16 protein-coding genes are annotated in these 18,138 nt (G+C 63.5%); 10 read left to right on the top strand and 6 right to left on the bottom strand.

Annotation, left to right across the window (positions count from 1 at the left end; all coding sequences use genetic code 11):
• Positions 1-88 precede the first annotated feature (88 nt).
• Both J4F42_04930 and J4F42_04925 read right to left on the bottom strand, forming a co-directional pair.
• The gene (locus J4F42_04930) at positions 89-1,168 is read right to left on the bottom strand and encodes an LLM class flavin-dependent oxidoreductase (protein ID MCE2484832.1); all 1,080 of its coding nucleotides are present in this window, start codon (positions 1,166-1,168) and stop codon (positions 89-91) included.
• 51 nt (positions 1,169-1,219) lie between these two features.
• Positions 1,220-2,767, bottom strand: a complete 1,548-nt coding sequence (locus tag J4F42_04925) for an amidase (GenBank protein ID MCE2484831.1) — start codon at positions 2,765-2,767, stop codon at positions 1,220-1,222.
• Between the two features lie 157 nt (positions 2,768-2,924).
• On the opposite strand from J4F42_04925, the gene J4F42_04920 reads away from it, so the two are divergent.
• From J4F42_04920 to J4F42_04910, 3 genes are read left to right on the top strand one after another with little or no spacing between them, the layout of a single operon-like run.
• On the top strand, positions 2,925-4,001 hold the full coding sequence (locus J4F42_04920; protein ID MCE2484830.1) for an LLM class flavin-dependent oxidoreductase: 1,077 nt from the start codon (positions 2,925-2,927) through the stop codon (positions 3,999-4,001).
• Positions 3,998-5,686, top strand: coding sequence for an LLM class flavin-dependent oxidoreductase (locus J4F42_04915; GenBank protein ID MCE2484829.1), 1,689 nt, complete (start codon positions 3,998-4,000; stop codon positions 5,684-5,686). Before J4F42_04920 ends, J4F42_04915 begins: the two co-directional genes overlap by 4 nt.
• A gap of 39 nt (positions 5,687-5,725) precedes the next feature.
• The gene (locus tag J4F42_04910; protein MCE2484828.1) at positions 5,726-6,562 is read left to right on the top strand and encodes an alpha/beta hydrolase; all 837 of its coding nucleotides are present in this window, start codon (positions 5,726-5,728) and stop codon (positions 6,560-6,562) included.
• A gap of 144 nt (positions 6,563-6,706) precedes the next feature.
• On the opposite strand, the gene J4F42_04905 is transcribed toward J4F42_04910, so the two are convergent.
• Positions 6,707-7,015, bottom strand: a complete 309-nt coding sequence (locus tag J4F42_04905; GenBank protein MCE2484827.1) for a hypothetical protein — start codon at positions 7,013-7,015, stop codon at positions 6,707-6,709.
• A gap of 122 nt (positions 7,016-7,137) precedes the next feature.
• Complete coding sequence (locus tag J4F42_04900; GenBank protein ID MCE2484826.1) at positions 7,138-7,431, bottom strand: hypothetical protein; 294 nt, start codon at positions 7,429-7,431, stop codon at positions 7,138-7,140.
• Positions 7,432-7,597: 166 nt separating this feature from the next.
• On the opposite strand from J4F42_04900, the gene J4F42_04895 reads away from it, so the two are divergent.
• Entirely contained in the window at positions 7,598-8,359 is a 762-nt protein-coding gene (locus J4F42_04895) for an SDR family oxidoreductase (GenBank protein ID MCE2484825.1), read from the top strand.
• Positions 8,360-8,476: 117 nt separating this feature from the next.
• Here J4F42_04895 and J4F42_04890 read toward each other — a convergent pair whose 3' ends face one another.
• On the bottom strand, positions 8,477-8,707 hold the full coding sequence (locus tag J4F42_04890; GenBank protein ID MCE2484824.1) for a hypothetical protein: 231 nt from the start codon (positions 8,705-8,707) through the stop codon (positions 8,477-8,479).
• On the opposite strand from J4F42_04890, the gene J4F42_04885 reads away from it, so the two are divergent.
• From J4F42_04885 to J4F42_04870, 4 genes are all read left to right on the top strand, one after another.
• Positions 8,694-8,918 (top strand): hypothetical protein, encoded by a 225-nt coding sequence (locus J4F42_04885; GenBank protein MCE2484823.1) that lies wholly within the window; start codon positions 8,694-8,696, stop codon positions 8,916-8,918. The two genes, J4F42_04890 and J4F42_04885, sit on opposite strands and share 14 nt — an antisense overlap.
• 118 nt (positions 8,919-9,036) lie before the next feature.
• Positions 9,037-9,834, top strand: coding sequence for an alpha/beta hydrolase (locus J4F42_04880; protein ID MCE2484822.1), 798 nt, complete (start codon positions 9,037-9,039; stop codon positions 9,832-9,834).
• A gap of 26 nt (positions 9,835-9,860) precedes the next feature.
• On the top strand, positions 9,861-11,156 hold the full coding sequence (locus J4F42_04875; GenBank protein ID MCE2484821.1) for an LLM class flavin-dependent oxidoreductase: 1,296 nt from the start codon (positions 9,861-9,863) through the stop codon (positions 11,154-11,156).
• Positions 11,157-11,175: 19 nt separating this feature from the next.
• Positions 11,176-12,573, top strand: a complete 1,398-nt coding sequence (locus tag J4F42_04870) for an outer membrane lipoprotein-sorting protein (protein MCE2484820.1) — start codon at positions 11,176-11,178, stop codon at positions 12,571-12,573.
• Here the strand turns inward: J4F42_04870 and J4F42_04865 are convergent.
• Positions 12,570-13,982, bottom strand: coding sequence for an Nramp family divalent metal transporter (locus J4F42_04865; GenBank protein ID MCE2484819.1), 1,413 nt, complete (start codon positions 13,980-13,982; stop codon positions 12,570-12,572). The two genes, J4F42_04870 and J4F42_04865, sit on opposite strands and share 4 nt — an antisense overlap.
• A gap of 109 nt (positions 13,983-14,091) precedes the next feature.
• On the opposite strand from J4F42_04865, the gene J4F42_04860 reads away from it, so the two are divergent.
• Together J4F42_04860 and J4F42_04855 are read left to right on the top strand one after the other, a co-directional pair.
• On the top strand, positions 14,092-15,135 hold the full coding sequence (locus J4F42_04860) for an LLM class flavin-dependent oxidoreductase (protein MCE2484818.1): 1,044 nt from the start codon (positions 14,092-14,094) through the stop codon (positions 15,133-15,135).
• A gap of 121 nt (positions 15,136-15,256) precedes the next feature.
• Positions 15,257-16,912, top strand: a complete 1,656-nt coding sequence (locus J4F42_04855) for a hypothetical protein (protein MCE2484817.1) — start codon at positions 15,257-15,259, stop codon at positions 16,910-16,912.
• Positions 16,913-18,138 lie beyond the last annotated feature (1,226 nt).

Below are 18,138 nucleotides of genomic sequence, written 5' to 3'. Positions count from 1 at the left end.
CGGCCGCTCGATTTTGGCACCGCCGCCCCGGCACCGAGCGCCTGATGCATGCCGAGCGCCGAGCGACGTTCAGCATGCATCAGGGTCTTCAGTAGCGACGGATCACCTGTTCGGCAAAATCCGCAAACACCTTGCGCGCCGCGTCTCTGGGCGGCAGGAGCACGATCTCTCCCAGCCCGGCCTGTTCGGCGGCCCGGACCTGGGCGATGATCTCGTCCGGCGTCCCGACCAGACACACGCCGCGGATCGCCTCGGGGGTGATGAAGCGCCGTTCTTCGGGCACCAGAAAGGTGCAGTGGCCGTTGTGGATCTGGAGATAGCGTTTGTCCTGGGGCGTTTCCATCCGCTCGACAAAGGCGCAGTACTCGTCCCAGACGCCGCGAAACGCCTCGGGAATAAAGTCCTCGTTGGCGGTTTGCCGGTATATCTCGTACACAAAATGGATGGCTGCGGCGACCTGTGAGCCGCACTCGTCAATGACCCGGTCGGAGTCCAGGCGCTCGCCGGGCTGCAACACCACCGAGGTGGTCAGCGTCGAGGTATGAAACGGGTCGGGCAGGCTGCGGTCGGCCTTCTCGGCCCCGGCCCGGACCTGGTCGAGGTTGGAGGCCAGGATTTCGGGACGCTCGTTAAAGGCCGAGATCAGCCCGTCGCCAAACTCCCCGGCCGACCTCAGCGCCCGCGGACCGTTGGCGGCCACATAGATGGGAATCGGGTTGTCGAGGTTCACAAAGCGTAAATCCTGGTGCAGAAACCGAATCGCGCGAGTCCGGTCGGCCAGGCTATACTCGACCTCCTCGCCCCGCAGCAGAACCCTGAGCACCCGCAGGTACTCCCGGAAGTCGCGTATCCGCATCGGCTCCATGCCCATCACCCGCATGGCGGTGTGGCCGGTGCCGATGCCCAGAAACACCCGGCCCGGCGCGATTTGGTTGATCGAGGCAATCGAGTGGGCGGTGACCGGGGCAATCCGGGTGCCGGGGATGGCGACGCCGGTGCCCAGCTGAATCCGCGAGGTGTTTTGGGCTGCCAGCGCCATAACCGCATAGCAGTCCGACCAGATCATCTGCGAGTCCGGGATCCAGGCCCGGTCAAAGCCCAGATCCTCGGCGTAGGCGATCAGCTGCCAATCGTCGATTTTTGTTGCCAGACAGATGCCGAATTCCATCGTGTCCTCCGTTCATCATTCGGGCAGCCACGGGGGGCTGCTGTTCATCATTCAGCATTCAGCGTTCACAGGCGGCGGGCTGGGCGGCATATACACCTGGCGCTGAAACGCATCCGCAGCCCGCAGCACGGTCGCGTCGTCGCCCGTCCGGCCGATCAGCATCATGCCGATCGGCAGGCCGTCCGACATGCCGCACGGAACGCTGATTGCGGGATGGCCACTGACATCGAACGGTGCGGTATTGGGCGCCATTTCCATGGAGCGGGCGACCAATTCCTCACGGCTGGCGTCCGGGGCCGGGATACGGGTGGCTTTGAGGGGAACCGTCGGCATTGCTAACAGGTCGCACTCCTGGAGCGCGGCGTCATAGGCCGCCGTCAGCGAGCGGGCCAGGTTCTGAGCCTTGGCATAGTAGCGGCCGTGATAGTGCTCCTGCATATAGCCGCCCAGCAGGACGATCAGCTTGACGCTTTCCGACAGGTCGTCGGCCCGGGTGCGCTGGCCTCGGGCGTAGGCGTCCAGCAGGCTGGTGGTGTAATAACCCTTCCAGTTCGTGCCCATGCTGTTGCCCTGGGCGACCAGGGCGGTGGCACCCTCCATCAGAATCGCGTTCAGGATATGCCGCCCGTCGCGGTGCCAGGGAATCGACACGCTGGCGACCTCGGCGCCCAGGCCGGCCAGGGCCTGGGCCGATTCGGTCACGCAGTCCTCGACATCCGCTTCGGACAGGCCGTCCCAGCCAAATCCTTCCTGGACAAGGCCGACCCGCAGCCCCCGAATCTCGCCGCTCAGCGCCTGCTGATAAGCCTGTGCCTGCAAGCCGGCCTGCTGGCGCGGGTCAAGGCCGTCGGGTCCGGCGATAACCTCCAGCAGCAGGGCGACATCGGCCACGCTGCGGGCCATCGGACCGGTGTGGTCGATCGTGATGTCGATGGGGAAGATGCCGGTGTAGGGCACTAGGCCGTGGGTCGGTTTCAGACCGCAGATGCCGCACCACGAACTCGGAATCCGAATCGACCCGCCCTGGTCGCCGCCGAGCGCCATATCGACTTGGCCGGCCGCCACCAGCGCCCCGCTGCCGCTCGACGAGCCGCCGCTAGTGCGGCTCAGGTCGTAGGGATTGTGGACCGGGCCGGTGTCGCTGCTATGACTGCCACCCGAGGCGCACAGGTGCTCGCACACCGCCTTGCCGGCAATCGTGCCGCCGGCGTCGAGGATGCGGCTGACAACCGTGGCGTCGATGTCGGGCACATAGCCCTCCAGCACGCTACTGCCGTTCATCATCGGCACCCCGGCCAGACAGATGTTGTCCTTGAGTGCAACCGTCCTGCCGGCCAGCGGACCGGAATCCGCGCCCTTGACTTCGGTCCGCCAGTACCAGGCGCCCAGGGGATTGTCCTGGGGCTGGGGGCGATAGCCGGGCGTGCGCGGATAGGTTACCGGCAGGGTAGGGACGGTGAGTTGATCCAGGCGGGCGTACGAGGCCAGCATGCCGTCCATCAGGCCCTGGAAGGATTCCAGGTCGTCTTCGGTCAGATGCAGGGCGTAGCGGTCGGCCACATCGGCCAGTTGATCCAGGCTTGGTCGCTTGAGGCTCATGTCACACTCCTCCTTTTTCTGTCGTTGGCGCGTCTCTTTATCCGCCATTCAGTCTTCGGGCAGCCATGCGGGGCTGGCCCTACGACTGCCGTTCAGCGTTCAGCATGCAGCCTCGTATCATTGCACGATCCGAACCGGGATGTGTATAAGGGCAGGCATGAAGTTCGGCATCCTGTACAATGTTGAGTACCACCCCGAGATCCACGGCAGCCCCTCGCAGTACTACGAACACATCCTGGACCAGATCCAGCTGGAGGAAGAGCTGGGCTACGATGCGGTGTGGTTTGGCGAGCACCACTACTCCGGTTACTCGTTCGGGTCGCCGCCGCTGATGGCCATGGCTGCGGCGGCGCGCACCAAACGGATTCGTCTCGGCACCGGTGTCTCCCTGGTGCCCCTGCACCACCCGATCCGGCTGGCCGAGGAGTACGCCATGCTCGACGTGCTGAGCCAGGGGCGGCTGGAGTACGGGATCGGGCGCGGGTTCATCAAGTATGCCTACGAGGTGTTTGGCGTTGACGAGGACGAAAACGTCCGGCGTTACCGGGAGGGGACCGACCTGCTGGTCAAAGCCTGGCTGGCCGACGCGCCGTTCTCGTATCAGGGCGAGTTCTACACCCTCCAGGACTACAGCTTTTTTCCCAAGCCGCGCCAGCAGCCCCACCCGCCGATTTATGCCGCCGGAGCGGTCACGCCCGAGAGCTACGAGTGGGCCGGCAGCCGCGGCTTTCACCTGGCCACGGCCTTTTTCATTCCCGACCGTGAGGCGGTCCGGCAGGGTATCGCCGCCTACCACTGGGCGCTGACCGACAACGGCTACGATCCGGCCCAGCGCGAGGTGGCCGGGGTGTACCAGATGTACTGCGGGGAAACGAACCAGGAGGCCCACCGCCACGGTGGTCAGCACGTCTTCGACTACTACCATTTCTTTGGCAGCCTGGCCACGCGACGGCCGCACACCTCGCCCAGCTTTGACCGGCATAAGGTCATGCTCGAAGGCTTTGCCGGAGTGAGCTACGACGACCTGGACAGCCGCAACCTGATTCTGATCGGCGACCCTGACAACCTGATAGAGCGCATCCGCTGGGCTCAGGAGTTCTACGGCACCACCTATCTGCTGCTCGAAGTGGCCCAGGGCGGCATGCAGCCCGAGCATGTCGTCGCCTCGCTGGAGCGCTTTGCCAAGTATGTGATGCCCGCGTTTCGTAACGGCCAAGAGGAGGGGCGTGCATGAAGTTCTATACCTTCGATGAGCTGACCTATCCCGACCTGCCGGCCGAAATCGGACCGGAGGTGCGCTTTACCAACCGCTTCTGCGAGCCCCAGGCGGTCACCAAGACCTACCACGAGCATCTCGATGAGTGGGCGATCTGCGAGGACCTGGGCTTTGACGGCGCGTTTGTCAACGAGCACCACTTCACCGCCATCAATATCCAGCCGGCCTGCAACCTGATGGCCGCAGCCATCATCATGCGGACCAATACGATGAAGGTCGGGGTGATCGGCAACGTCATTCCGCTCCGCCACCCGATCCGCACTGCCGAGGAGTTTGCCATGCTCGACTGTCTGTCGGGCGGCCGGTTTATCGGCGGTATTGTGCGCGGGGTGCCCCAGGAGTACGTCTCCTACAATGTGGACCCGTTCACCGGCCGCCAGCGGTTGATGGAGTCCTACGACATCATCCATAAATGTCTGAACGAGGAAATCTTCGACTACAAGGGCAAGTTCTGGGACCTGACCGGGGTGTCGATCTGGCCCAAGCCGATCCAGCGTCCCCTGCCGTTCTGGATGCCGACCGGCTCCCTGGAGTCGGCCGAGTTTGCTGCCGAGCGACGCATCTCGGGCGCCCAGGTCTTTTTTCCGCCCGCAGCCTTCAAGGACGCCTTTGACCTGTACCGCAAGGTCGCCCGTGAGCGCTTCAACTGGCAGCCCGGCTTCGACAATTTTGTCGGTGCGCGGCTGATCCACGTGGCCGAGACCAACGAACAGGCCATCGAAGAGGTCCGCGAGGCGGTGTATTATTTTTTCCGCACCATCACCCGGCCGGTCAATAATCCGGCCCCGGTGCCGGGTTTGACCACCGACCGTTCCTACCAGCATCGGCGCAAGATCGAGCAGGATTTTCCTGGGCCGCACACCTCGTTTGAGACCATGCGGGACAACGGCTTTATCGTGTGCGGCGACCCCGAGTATGTCACCCGCTGGCTGGAGAAGGACATGCACATTGCCGGCTACGGGCATTTCATGGGCATGTTCCATGTCGGCAATCTGGCCCACGAGCTGGTCATGAAGTCCAAGCGGCTGTTTGCCGAGCAGGTCATGCCGGCGCTGCGTCAGGTGAACTGCGATCCAGAGCCCCAGGTCGAGCCCCAGGCTGCGACTTACGAGCTGCAACAGGAACAACCGGCCGGGCCGCTGCCGCTGTATGGCGACTTCAACTACAGCCTGGTCCGGGAAGCACCGGAGACTGCGGGCGAGTTTGTCGAGCGGGACAACGGAGCTGTGACCTGCGGCTGGGAAATACGGGTTCCCGAGCGCGAGCCGGATGGCTTTCCGTACGAGATTATTTTCGTCGGTCCGACCGCCAGCTATCGGGGCAGCGCCATACGCCTGCACCTGGTGACCGGCGACGGCGAGCCAATCTCCGACGATGCCCAGGTGGTGTTGGAGACCTATGACCGGGACGGCCAGAATCGCCGGACCGTTTTTGCGGGCAGATACGGCCAGTTCAGCCGCATCCCGGACCAGCACGAACCGAACGCCGCGCTGGCCGCCCAGCAGCGGGTGGTGGCCGGCGACCGGTACAGCATCCGGCTCAGCGTGCGTCTACCGGCCGACGTTCCCCAGCCTGACCCGGAGGCCGACGAATCCTTTTTTGAGATTGAGTGCTTCAAGCACTGGCTGACGATCACCGCCTGAGGCGGCCGTCTATCGAGCGGACAAGCGAGGAGGCGTGTCATGGGAGCCGGATACGGATCGCAGTTTTCTCGAACCAGCGTCAAGGTCGGCGAGCTGAGCGTCCAATACCTCAAGGGCGGGCGGGGCCGACCGTTGCTCTACCTCCACGGCATCGGCGGCTGGGGACGCTGGGAGACCCATCACCTGGGCATGGGCGTGACCAACGAGGTGTACGCGCCCCAGCTGCCGGGCTGGCAGACGGGCAAGATTCCGCCCAATGTCGGCTCGGTCCAGGACTACGCCCGGATCATGCTCGGTTTTCTGGACAGCCTGGAACTCCACAGCGTCGATCTGGTCGGTCATTCGATTGGCGGCTGGATCGCCCTGCGGCTGGCGCTTGCGCAGCCCGAACGGGTCGCGCGTCTGGTGCTGGTCGATCCGCTCGGCCTGGACTGTCCGGCGCATCCCGGCGCCGACCTGGCTCGGATTGACGAGGACGCCTTTCTGGCCGCCGCGTTTGCCAGGACCGGGACGGTGTTGATTGCGGCCGACTTCGGCGGCCACCTCGAGGACGTGCGCAGCGGACCGGAATTCAATCGCCAGTGGAAGGGCAGGCGGCTGGTAGTTCAGTTGACCAAGGGCCGGGGCGTCGATTCGGACCTCAGCTTACAAAGCATTCGTGCGCCGACCCTGATTGTCTGGGGCCAGAAGGACGGCCTGGTGCCCTGGCAGCAGGGTGAGATGCTGGCCGCCACGATTCCCGGGGCCAGGCTGGCGTGCATTGCCGAGGCCAGCCACAGCCCGATGCGCGACAAGCGCGAGACCTTTCAGCAGCTGGTGCACGAGTTTTTGGTCGGTCAGGCCGAAGCGGGGCAGGCAGACGCACAGCTGTCTTAGCCGAAGAGCCGACTTCTCTTCCATGGCCTCTCTACGCTACCGGAAGTGACTCAATTCGGATGCCTGTGATCCGCTCAAAGTGGCGGCGATTATTGGTCAACAGAATGAGGTCGTGCTGGACCGCCGTGACTCCTATCAGCAAGTCTATATCAGCAATCGGGCTGCCCGCCCGACGTAAGCGATGACGTTCTTTGCCAAATATCTTGGCGGTTGCCGCTGGGTGTAGATTTCTTCCAGCCACGCATCCACGTCCATGTCGTCCCAGCCCCCTGCCGCTTCAAGAAAAGCGTGTTCCTGTTTTGACTCAGCCGCGCCGTTAGTCTCTGATTTCTTAGCCGAGCGCTCAAGGTAGGCAGTGACGGCTGCGCGCAAGGCTTCGTCCTGACTCTTGGCGGCGAGGTCTGAAAGCGCTCGCCGTTCTCTGGGGCTGAGATCAGTTGGATTCATCGTCATCGCTCACCTCTCTCGTGATGGTTACCCCTGTCCTGCGTTCCGGCTAAACCCCTCATCTACCTCAGGGTGGCCGGCTCCGGCTCCCTACGGCTCAGGCGGGCGGCTCCGCAGGCGGGACGCCGCTATGACTCCATGGCTTTCTCGAGCGCGCTCCACTCGACCAGCGGTGTGAGCCGCCGCCTGGCAATCGTGCCTGAACCGACCGCCTTGGCAAAGCCGTCAAAGGTCAGCGAATGGTCCTGGATGTCGAGGATGAGCACGATCTTGGCCTCTTCGTTCGATGCCCATGGACCGGCCTTGAGGGTCACCCCGGGCGGAAAGCCATTCTTGAGCACCTGCTGAATGAGGGCGACTCCTTTTTGGGTGTTGTCCGAGCTGCTGGCGTTTAAGTAGATTTCGTCGAGGTATAGCGGCATGGGTGTTTCCTCCTTTTGGGTTGAATGGGGCAGGAGCCGGGGCCGGTTTCCTCATTACACCCGCTGACCGGAAACGCGCAAGCCGGGCCGGGCGTCTCGGCTTGCGGATGGCACAGGGCAGGGTGTAAGAAGAGGGGCCAATACCCTGAACACAGGAGACGCGTGTATGGCAGAACTGATGCAGAACAAAGTTGCCCTGGTCACCGGAGCAAGCTCGGGGATCGGTCGGGCAACCGCACTGGCCTTTGCCCGTGAGGGCGCCAAAGTGGTGGTGGCCGACCTGAACGTGGTCGGCGGACAAGAGACCGTGCAGTTGGTCAAGGCGGCTGGCGGGGAGGCCGTCTTCGTCGAAACCGATGTCGCACAGGCGGCCTCGGTCGAAGCCATGGTTCAGACCGCGCTAGACACCTACGGACGGCTGGACTGCGCCCATAATAACGCGGGCGTCGAGGGCGTGCTGAGCCGGACGGCCGAGCAGACCGAACAGGACTGGGAGCCGGTTATTCGTATCAACCTGAAGGGCGTGTGGCTGTGCATGAAGTATGAAATCCCGCACATGGTGCAGCAGGGCAGTGGGGCCATCGTCAACACCGCCTCGGGTGCCGGCCTGATCGGGGTCAAGCGCATGGCGGCCTATGTGGCCAGCAAACACGGGGTGATCGGACTGACCAAGACGGCCGCCCTGGAGTACGCCAAGTCGGGAATTCGGGTTAACGCCGTGTGTCCGGGGGTGATCCAGACCGCCATGGTCGAACGGGTCAGCGGTCGCCGTCCGGATGTCCTGGAGAAGATGATCGCCGCCGAGCCGATCGGCCGCTCCGGTCAGCCCGAAGAGATTGCCGAGTCCGTGGTCTGGCTGTGTTCGGACGCGGCGTCGTTTGTGACCGGCCACGCCATGGCGGTCGACGGCGGGGCGGTCGCGGCGTAAACCTGGGAAACTGACAGGTTTCGTCTCTCGGTGGATCGGTGGGGCTACCAGCCTCCTGCTGTGGCGGGCCAGGTCGCTGTTTCAGAACAACAAGTAGGGGCGACATATGCGTCGCCCCTACTGTACATCCGTAATCACGAAGTTCTGACTGGTTTGCTGCCACTCCAGGGTGACCGTCTGCCCCAGGTGCGGGAAGTCCTCCGCCACACATTCTCCCGCTACCCCCTCCACAAACTCCTGCCCCAGCGTCGTCACCCGCACCGTCGTCCGACCCAGTTCGACCCCATCGACCAAGGCGGTCACGGTATGCTCACCGTCGCCCAACAGGTTCCAGTTGACTAACAACACAAACCCATTATCCGCGTCCCCACAGGTATCCAGCGTATCCCCTCGCTCCAGGCTATACGCCGCCACCCTGCCCGGTACCTCGTTTCTGACCGGGCTGATCGTCGAGCTGACCGATGACTGGAATATGGTGTGTTATCCGGCCGCAGGCGTGATGCTGGTCGGGATACCGATCTGGAATGTGTTTGTCACCGGGGAGACTCTGTTTGACTAGGCAGGCAGGAAGGATGTACAGGAGTAGAGTGGTACGTGAGCCCGAGCCCTGAGAGTCGGGCCGCTGAGCGGCCGGAGCGGTTTTTGCGCCGGCCGGGGGACAGAAAGGAGACCCGTGTATGGCAGACCAGGCACAGGAGTGGGCCGAAGAAACGCTAGCGGTGGCCGGCACCGAATTGACGCTGATCAGCGGTGGGAGCGGCCGGCCGCTGCTCGTCCTGCACGAGGAGTTGGGCCATCCCGGCTGGTTCAAGTGGCATTCTGCCCTGGCCGCCAGCCGGCGTTTGCTGATCCCTCAGCAGCCCGGCTTTGGCAAGTCGCCCAAGCTCGACTGGACGCGCAGCATCCGCGACCTGGCCGCCTTTTACTCGCGCGTCCTACGCGAGCGCGAGCTGGTACCGATTGACGTGATCGGCTTTTCGCTGGGCGGCTGGATTGCGGCCGAAATGGCGGCCAACCACGCCGGCCAGTTCAGCCGCATGATCCTGGTCGGGGCGACCGGCATTCAGCCGCCGCGCGGCGAGATCAAGGATCTGTTTATTCGGACCTCACGCAAATACCTCGACGAGAGCGTCCTCAACCCCGGCCGCACGCCCGAGTTTGCGACCCTGTACGGCGGGGAACCAACGCCCGAGCAGTTCGAGGCCTGGGAGGATGCCCGGACTGAGGTTGCCCGCCTGGCCTGGTCGCCGTATCTGTTCAACCCCAGCCTGCCGCATCTGCTGCAGGGCGTGAGCGGCCTGCCGACTCTGCTGATCTGGGGCGGCCAGGATGAGGTAGTCCCCCTGAGCGCCGGCGAGGTGTATAGCGAGTCGATTGAGGGCGCCAAGCTGGTCGTGCTCGAACAGTGCGGCCACCGGCCCGAGATTGAGCAATCGAGCGAGTTTATCAAGACCGTCCAACAGTTTCTCGGCTAAGCACGGCCGACAAAGGAGGATGCGCCATGCATGTCATGTATTTTTCGGAGCGGCCCTACCATCCGGTGCCCGAGGAGGTTCTGCTCAGGAACGGCTACTGGGGAGTGCCCAACACCTACTACGATCCCGCAGTGGCTTCGCGGCTGTACAACGAGTACCTCGACGAAGATGTCTTCGCCGAGAAGATGGGCTTTGACGGCATCATGCTGAACGAGCACCACGGTCTGATCCTGTGCATGGGCTCGGTGGTCGATGTGGAGGCCTCGATCCTGGCCCGGATCACCGAGAAGGTCCGCATTGTGCTGCTCGGCAACCCTCTGCCGGTGGTTGGCAACCCCCTGCGGCTGGCCGAAGAGCTGGCCGAGATCGATCTGATCTCCAAGGGCCGGCTGGTCGCCGGCTGGGTCCGCGGCGGTGGGACGGAGCAGTTCGCCAATAATACCAACCCGTCTTATAACCGGGAGTATTTCAACGAGGCTCACGATCTGATCGTCAAGGCCTGGACCACGCCGGGACCGTTCCGCTGGGAGGGCAAACACTTCAACTATCGGTTTGTGAACCCGTGGGCGCTGCCGCTGCAAAAACCCCACCCGCCGATGTGGATTCCGGGTCTGGTCAGTCCCGAGACGGTCCAGTGGTGCGCCAAGCATCGCTATCCGTACGTTGCCCTGGCCACCTATCTGGAGCCGACCGTCGAGCTGTGGAATCTGTATGCCGAGGCTGCGGCCCAGGAGGGCTACCAGGCCGGCCCGGAAAACTTCGGCTATCTCCAGAAGGTGTATGTCGCCGAGACCGAAGAGAAGGCCCAGGAGATGGGCAAGCAGGACTTGTACGGCGGGGGCATGTACACTGCCATTCGGCCCGAATGGCTGTTCCCGTCCGGCTATAACTCCAAGGCCGCGACCCAGCGTCTGGCCCGCCAGTTCACCGATCCCAAGGGCCGCTCGCAGCTCTTCAGCGGCTATGAGGGCCAGAGCATCGAAGAGGCCAAGGCGGCCGTGTACGGCCTCTACCCCCACGCCCAGGAGTCCTACCAGCTGATTCGGGGCACGCCCAAGACCGTCATCCCCAAGCTGCGCAAGATCATGGAAATCCTGCGTCCGGGCATCTTCGGCCTGTGGCAGAACGACGGCCCAATCGGCCATCCCGAACGGATGAATAATATCCGGCTGCTCGGTGAAGAGGTCATCCCGGCCATGCGCGAGATCGCCAAGGAGCTGGGGCTGGAAAGCCCGCTCGAACGCGAGCCCGGCTCGCGGCCCCTGCCGGCCACCGGCCAGTGGGACCCGGTGGCCCAGAGTGAGGCCCTGGCCGCGCTGTAAACGACCGGCTCGCCGCCGCGTGGGCGTCTCACGCGCGCCTGAGTCCGAGCCCCAACGGCCGCTGAGCCCAGGTTTCTCCATACCTGGGCAGCGGTCACCGCTCGCCCGACGGTGGGTCGGACTCGTTCTGCTGCTGGTCGCCAGCCTGTCGGTTTCGCCCGCCGCCGGTGAGAATGCGGCGGGCGGGCGCAGCTGGAAAGCCCTGGCTGAGTTGGCCGAGTCTGAGTTGGCCCGGCTCGAGCTGGCCGCCAGCACGCCACGTCACCCCGAGTATCCCTACCTGCCGGCCGAGCCGTATCCCTTCCGCCCGCCGTACAGTGCCGAGGAAATGGGCATCCGGGCCATGGAGTTTACCCAGCGCCCGCGCTGGTCGTGCGTGTTCGCCAACATCTTCGGCTCCATCTCCCATACCGGTTTTCTGGCCATCGCCGGCCAGGGGGTGGGCTATATGGCCTATCCCGCGCCGCGCGGGCTGGAGGCTGAGATCGGCCGTCAGCCCGGTCAGCTGTTGTACCGCTACCTCACCCAGCACCTGTACCCGCCCGAGGCCTACGGCTCGATGAATCTCGTCTTCCGCTACCGCACCGGGCCGCAGTTCGCCAAGAAGGAGGACATGTTTTTTTATTCGCCGTCGCTGCGCCGGGTGCGGCGTCAGAAGTCTCAGCGGCGCAGCGAGCCCTTTCCCCAGATGGCGGTGACCTTTGACGACGCCTCGGGTCGGGCCGCCTGGGAGTTTTCGTGGCGGCTGCTGGGGACCGATGTGCTGTACGACACCGTGCGCTTTCCGACCACCCGTCCGCAGGTGCTGGTGACCCAGCTCGATGGCACGTTTCGGGAGGTGGCGACCGAGGATATCAGTCTGATGGGCGCGGACTATGCCCACTATACGCCCGACGGCGGGGTCGAGTGTTATGTGGTCGAAGCCCGGGCCAAGGCCGACTGGATTCCCGACTACGCCCGCCCGCGTCTGCTGTACTGGCTGGAAAAGCGCGCCTTCTATCCGCTGCGCACCGAGATGTACGACCGGGTCGGCCGACTGGTCCAGGTCGAGGTGCGACGCACCAAGCTGGTCAACCCGGAGCTGGGAGACCGTGGCTATGCGCCCTTCATCCACCTGTACTGGGACATCGCGGCCGATATCCTGACCTATAATATTCGGGACGGCATCCGGCCCATGGAATGGTCGGCAGCCGACACCCTGACCTATTTCAGCCCGGACTTTATGCGCCGCCAATGGTATCTGGAACCGGTCCGCAGCTATCTCGGGGTGGAACGGCCCGAGGAGTTTTTCCTGCGCCCCGGGCTGGAGCCGGGCAAGTTTCCCGAGCAGCGTCAGATCAGCCTGTCGCCCGAGCTGATGGCCCGACTGGCAGCCCAGGACGCGGCCGGCCGGCTGGTTTTCGACGCCGTGCCCTAGACAATCGCCGTCCACAGGCTGTACACGGCAAAGCTGCCGTACACGCCCGAAGCCACCAGCATCATGGCGATGTTCACCGGCCCCGGCCGGGCCGAGGCGGGCAGATAACGCAGGTTGAGGTATAGCATCAGCGGCACATACATGGCCATGGAAAAACCGCCCAGCAGCGCGGCGTTAAAAATGAAGCCGAGTCCGGTCACCGCGTAGCGTTCAAAGAACCAGGTGCTGGCGGTGCCGGCCAGCATGAACCCGACGGCAAACGGCAGATAGAGCCGGGCCTGATCAACGTGGCGGCCAAACCGAAAGCAGCTGCGCACAATATACGCCCACACCCGGGCGCCGCCATCGACCGCCACCAGCTGGGTGCTGAACAGGGCGGCCATGCCGATGACCAGGTACAGGTAGCGCCCAAAGCTGCCCAGGGTCTCGCCCAGGATGAGCGACTCGTCCCAGATAATCCGGCCCTCGGTCGGCACCAGCCCGAGCGGCCGCAGCACACACAGGGCGCCGAACATGAACAGGAACATGGTCAAGCTGTTGAGCAGCCAGAAGTACAGCGTCTGGTCGAACACAACCCAGCGCAGCCAGTCCTTGAAGGCGCGGCGGTTCGGCTCGGTGTCCGGATAGGTATAGCCGGTCGGCGTCTCGGTATCGGCCCCGCCGCGCAGCGGGTTTGTGAGGGTCGGCATGCGCGCCCCCATGCCGATGCCCTTATCGCGCAGATAAAAGGCGTACCACAGGTTGCCGGCTCCGCCGGCTCCGGCAAACACCACCGCACCAAAAAAGCGGCTGAAGGGAAACTCGTCGTCCAGCTCGATATGGCCGAAGTTCAGCAGCCCGCGCGCCATCTCGCCGACGGCGTCCAGGGTGCCGACCTGAAAGGCGACGAAGATCAGACCCAGGGTCATGAACACGACCAGCCCGATCGTGATCCGCTCGACCGCCCGATACATGACCTTGGGCCCGAACAGCACCAGCGCGACCGACACAAAGGTGAGGCCGGTCCACATCCAGTCCGGGCCGGGTCCGTCCGGGCCGAACAGCAGAGCCTTGAGCGCCGCGCCCGAGATGCGCGCCCAGCCGGGCAGGAACAGGGTCACAAAGCCGACGAACAGCAGGGCATAGATAAAACCCATCCACACCCGGGCAAAGCCGGTATACGGCGCCTCGCCGGTGACAATCGCCCAGCGGCCGATTTCGATATTCACCCACAGCTGTAGAAAGACTCCCAGGGCGGCGGCCCAGACCATGCTGGCCCCGAACTTAGTGGTGATCCACGGCCACAGCACAATCTCGCCGGCCCCGATCGACAGACCGACCAGCACCGCGCCCGGTCCGGTCATGCGCCAGAAGGACTGGCTGCGATGGGGCAGGTCGGCCGTTCTGAGGGGTGCGATGCGAGCGTTCATGCCGCCTCCTTGTCATGCTTTTGGTCATGCTTTTGGTCATGCTTTTGGTCATGCTTTTGGTCATGATGTTGGTCGTGATTTTGGGGTGCGAATCTGGTATCTCACACGCATGAAGATATCTATCACAGTCGGTGGCGCGACCGGAACCAACATCCGCAGCACGCTGGAGTTTGTCCGCCAGGCCGAGCGCCTGGGTGTGGACTATGTCTGGTCGGCCGAGGCTTGGGGCCAGGACGCGGTGACCTCGCTGGCCTATCTGGCCGGCCACACCAGCCGTATCAGGCTGGGCACCGGTATCATGCAGATCAGCGCCCGCACGCCGTCGATGACCGCCATGAGCGCCCTGGCGCTGCACGATCTGTCCCAGGGCCGCTTTGTGCTGGGGCTGGGCACCAGCGGTCCCCAGGTTGTCGAGGGGCTGCAAGGCGTGGCCTTCCGCGCGCCCCTGACCCGGCTCAAGGAAACGGTCGAGATTGTCCGCCTGGCCTTTCGGGGCGAGAAGCTGCGCTACCGCGGCCGCGTTCATCACCTGCCGCGGCCGGGCGGCGAGGGCAAGGCCCTGCGTATTGACCATCCGCCGGTGGACATTCCCATTTTTCTGGCCACCCTGGCGCCCAAGGCGCTGGAGTATACCGGGGCGGCGGCTGACGGCTGGCTGGGGACCTCATTCTCGCCCGATCATGCCGAGGCGCATTTTGCCCATATCCGTCGAGGCGCTCAGGCTGCGGGCCGCAGCCTGGACGCTATTGAGCTGCATGCGACGTGCCCGGTGGCGATTGGCGATAATGTCGAGGAGCTGATCGCCGCCCGCAAGCCGGGGGTGGCGTTCAGCCTGGGCGCCATGGGCTCGGCCACGACGAATTTCTACAACGCCGCATTTCAGCGCTCCGGCTTTGAGGACGAGGCCAAAGCGGTCCAGCGGCTGTGGATTGCGGGCAAGCGTAAAGAAGCTGCCGAGCGTGTGCCGGACGCCATGGTGAGTCAGTTCGGCGCGATCGGCACGCTCGCCATGGTGCGCCAGCGGTTCCACACATACCGGCAGGCCGGGATTGACGGGCTGACCCTGCGGATTGAGGCCGACGGGCTCAATGCTCGGATCGCTGCGCTCGAACAGGTGATGGAGGCGATCCGCAGTCTCGACGACTCGCCGTAGTGCAATTTCGTCATACCTCTCGCTCGCCAGCCGCGTCGAAAGGCAATCGTGATACCCTCACGATATCTATTGATGAGATCATGATTGCCTTTTGCTACAATGGTGGGGAAGGGAGGGACGTATGAAAGCACATATGCAGCTCGGCGATTTTCTGGTGGCCTATCTGCGTAAGGCTGGCGTCAGCCGCCTGTTCGGCATTCCCGGTGATCTGGTCATCCAGCTGTTCATGAAGTTTGGCAAACCCCGTGACATGCGGGTGATGACGTTTTCTCACGAGCCCGGAGCCGGTTTTGCGGTGGACGGCTATGCGCGGGCGACCGGGCGGCTCGGCGTGCTGTGTGTGACCTATGGGGCGGGTGGGCTGAATGTGGTCAATGCGGTGGCCGGCTCCTACTCTGAGCGGGTGCCGATCCTGGTCGTCAGCGGCGGACCGGGTGAGGAAAAACGCAAGCTGGGTATTCTGGTCCACCATCAGGCCAAGGAAATCGAGTCCCAGTTTCGGGTCTTCAAGGAAATCACGTGTGCGGCCAAGATTATTGATAATCCCCAGACTGCGGTCGAGGATATTCATGAGGTCATGCAAGCCATCTGGCTGCACCAGCAGCCGGGCTATATCGAGATCCATCAGGATATGGTCGAGCGGAAGATCACGGTGCCCAAGTCCATCCTGGGCTGGGACGGCACTTTTGCCCGTCACCACTCCGATCCCCAGAAGGTTGCCGAGGCGGCCCGGGATACGGTGAACCGCCTCAACCAGGCCAAGAAACCCTTTGTGATTGTGGGTATCGAGGTCTTCCGCCACAAACTTGTGGACCAGGCGGTTGTCCTGGTCGAAAAGACGGGCGCCCCGTGCGCCACGACCGTGCTGGCCAAGGGCGCGTTTCCGGCCGACCATCCCCAGCACATGGGGGTGCATATCGGGGTCATCTCGCCCGAGCCGATCCGCCGCCGGGTTGACGAGGCCGACCTGGTGGTGAACCTGGGGACGCTGCTGACCGATATGAATCTGGGCTCCCAGCTACCCCGGTTGCCGCGCGAAAAACTGGTGTGGGCCTCGGAGAACCGGGTCGATATCAGCCATCACAGCTATACTGATGTCGCCCTCGACGACTATCTCCAGGCGCTGCTCGAAGCGCCGATTCGCCAGCGCCGCGAGACGGTCAGCTATCACGATAATCTTGCGCCCCAGGCGCCGGGTGAGGATCGCTCCATCGGGGTCACCGACATGCTGTGCGAGGTGAACGCCTTTCTGGACACCCATCCCGAACATCTGGTTGTAGCCGAGGCGGGCGATATGCTGTTCGCCGGCCTGGACGTGCGCTTTGGCCGCCGCAGCAGCTATCTGGCCCAGGGCTATTACGCCTCCATGGGGTTTGGCATTCCGGGTGCCATGGGGGCGCAGATCGGCACCGGCCAGCGCCCGTTGATCTTGTGCGGCGACGGCGCGTTTCAGATGACCGGACCGGAAATCGCCCATGCTCCGCGTTACGGTCTGAACCCGATTGTGGTGCTGATGAATAACGGCGGCTGGGGCATCTTCCGACCGATATCCGAGCGGGAAGACCTGCTGGCCACCCCGCCGTGGCCTTACGCCCGGCTGGCCGAGGCGTGGGGCGGCACCGGCATCCGGGTTCAGACGGTCGCCGAGCTGCGGGCCGCACTCAAGGCGACCGACGACATCCCGTCGTTTGTGATCATCGAGGTCATGGCCGACCCGCACGAGCTGTCGCCGGTGACAATCAAATACATCACCGCCTCGGTCGGCGAGACGCACTGAGGACGGAGCCGTAACGCATGTGGATAGTAGCGTCTGTTAAAACTGCAGCAAGCTCAGAAGGACATGCCCGGGTTGGGCACGCAGAGCGTCCGCTGCGCCGGGCGAAAAAACCAGACCCTTCGACACTGTGGCATCTTGACAAGACCGAAGAGGCAGTGATTCAGATGAACCCGTCTGTGACAGAGGAGGAAGGAACGTGAGAAGCATTCCAGTAAGGAGGAGTTCGCTCAAGCAGCCGCCAGCTCCGGGCAACAATGTCCCCGGCGGCGGTGGGGGCAGTTCAAACCCCAAGACTGTCAAAAGGAACCCACTCCCGCAGCGCACTGTTAGGTCGTCCCACGCGATAGGAACGGTCTCACGAAAGACAGTGAAAAGGGCTGTGCGTAGATTCGGCTGACGAAGGCGTTAATGGCTGCTGGATACGAATCCAACGTCTTTATTAACTGCCCTTTTGATAGGCCGTATAAACGTATCTTTAACGCGGTCGTCTTCGCAGTCTTTGACTGCGGATTTATCGCCCGCTCCACGCTTGAGATTATCAACACTGGGGAAGTCCGCGTAGACAAGATTCTTCGAATTATGCAGGAATGCCGATTCGGATATCATGACATTTCTAGGACAGGGCTCGATAAAGCCAATCGACTGCCCCGTTTCAATATGCCCTTCGAGTTAGGATTGTTCCTCGGTATCGCGTGACGAGGAGACAAGAGAAACTGCCTCGTTGTAGACCGAGACAAATACCGCTACCAGAAGTTCCTTTCAGACATTTCAGGCCAGGATACTGAGGCGCACAACAACGATCCGCAGACTGCGGTTCGGATCGTCCGCGACTGGCTTCGATCTTCCCAGACAAATGTGGATATCCCCGGCGGAGCCCACATCTGGCAACGGTATCAACGCTTCAAGAAAAGACTGCCACGTATGTGCGCGGAACTGCATCTGGAACCGAGCCAGCTAATCTTCAACGACTACACTACCATTGTCGGGGAATGGCTGAAGGAACACCAGTCATTCCAGGGCGGAGAAAGTTGTGTGGAATAGGGAGGACGACGGGGGCAGTGCATCACTGTCTGATATCCTTCCTGACGGAGCCGAGTCTAACGGGAGCGAGAAGTTTGCCCGGTCGAGAGGTTGGCCAGGACTGCGGCTCGCCACAGCTGCCAGGAACGCCGGTAGTCGCCGAGCGTGGCCGAGGCCGCCCCGGCCTCGTCGGGGCTGAGGTAGCG

This window comes from Desulfurellaceae bacterium, from assembly GCA_021296095.1.
Lineage (GTDB): Bacteria > Desulfobacterota > Binatia > Bin18 > Bin18 > JAAXHF01.
The sequence above is the reverse complement of the archived record's forward strand: the minus strand, read 5'-3'. Positions and strand labels throughout refer to the sequence as shown.

Bases quoted from the DNA above. Each gene is read 5' to 3' on its own strand.
- J4F42_04930 (MCE2484832.1), bottom strand. From the start codon at position 1,168: ATGGAATTCGGCATCTGTCTGGCAACAAAAATCGACGATTGGCAGCTG.
- J4F42_04925 (MCE2484831.1), bottom strand. From the start codon at position 2,767: ATGAGCCTCAAGCGACCAAGCCTGGATCAACTGGCCGATGTGGCCGAC.
- J4F42_04920 (MCE2484830.1), top strand. From the start codon at position 2,925: ATGAAGTTCGGCATCCTGTACAATGTTGAGTACCACCCCGAGATCCAC.
- J4F42_04915 (MCE2484829.1), top strand. From the start codon at position 3,998: ATGAAGTTCTATACCTTCGATGAGCTGACCTATCCCGACCTGCCGGCC.
- J4F42_04910 (MCE2484828.1), top strand. From the start codon at position 5,726: ATGGGAGCCGGATACGGATCGCAGTTTTCTCGAACCAGCGTCAAGGTC.
- J4F42_04905 (MCE2484827.1), bottom strand. From the start codon at position 7,015: ATGACGATGAATCCAACTGATCTCAGCCCCAGAGAACGGCGAGCGCTT.
- J4F42_04900 (MCE2484826.1), bottom strand. From the start codon at position 7,431: ATGCCGCTATACCTCGACGAAATCTACTTAAACGCCAGCAGCTCGGAC.
- J4F42_04895 (MCE2484825.1), top strand. From the start codon at position 7,598: ATGGCAGAACTGATGCAGAACAAAGTTGCCCTGGTCACCGGAGCAAGC.
- J4F42_04880 (MCE2484822.1), top strand. From the start codon at position 9,037: ATGGCAGACCAGGCACAGGAGTGGGCCGAAGAAACGCTAGCGGTGGCC.
- J4F42_04875 (MCE2484821.1), top strand. From the start codon at position 9,861: ATGCATGTCATGTATTTTTCGGAGCGGCCCTACCATCCGGTGCCCGAG.
- J4F42_04865 (MCE2484819.1), bottom strand. From the start codon at position 13,982: ATGAACGCTCGCATCGCACCCCTCAGAACGGCCGACCTGCCCCATCGC.
- J4F42_04860 (MCE2484818.1), top strand. From the start codon at position 14,092: ATGAAGATATCTATCACAGTCGGTGGCGCGACCGGAACCAACATCCGC.
- J4F42_04855 (MCE2484817.1), top strand. From the start codon at position 15,257: ATGAAAGCACATATGCAGCTCGGCGATTTTCTGGTGGCCTATCTGCGT.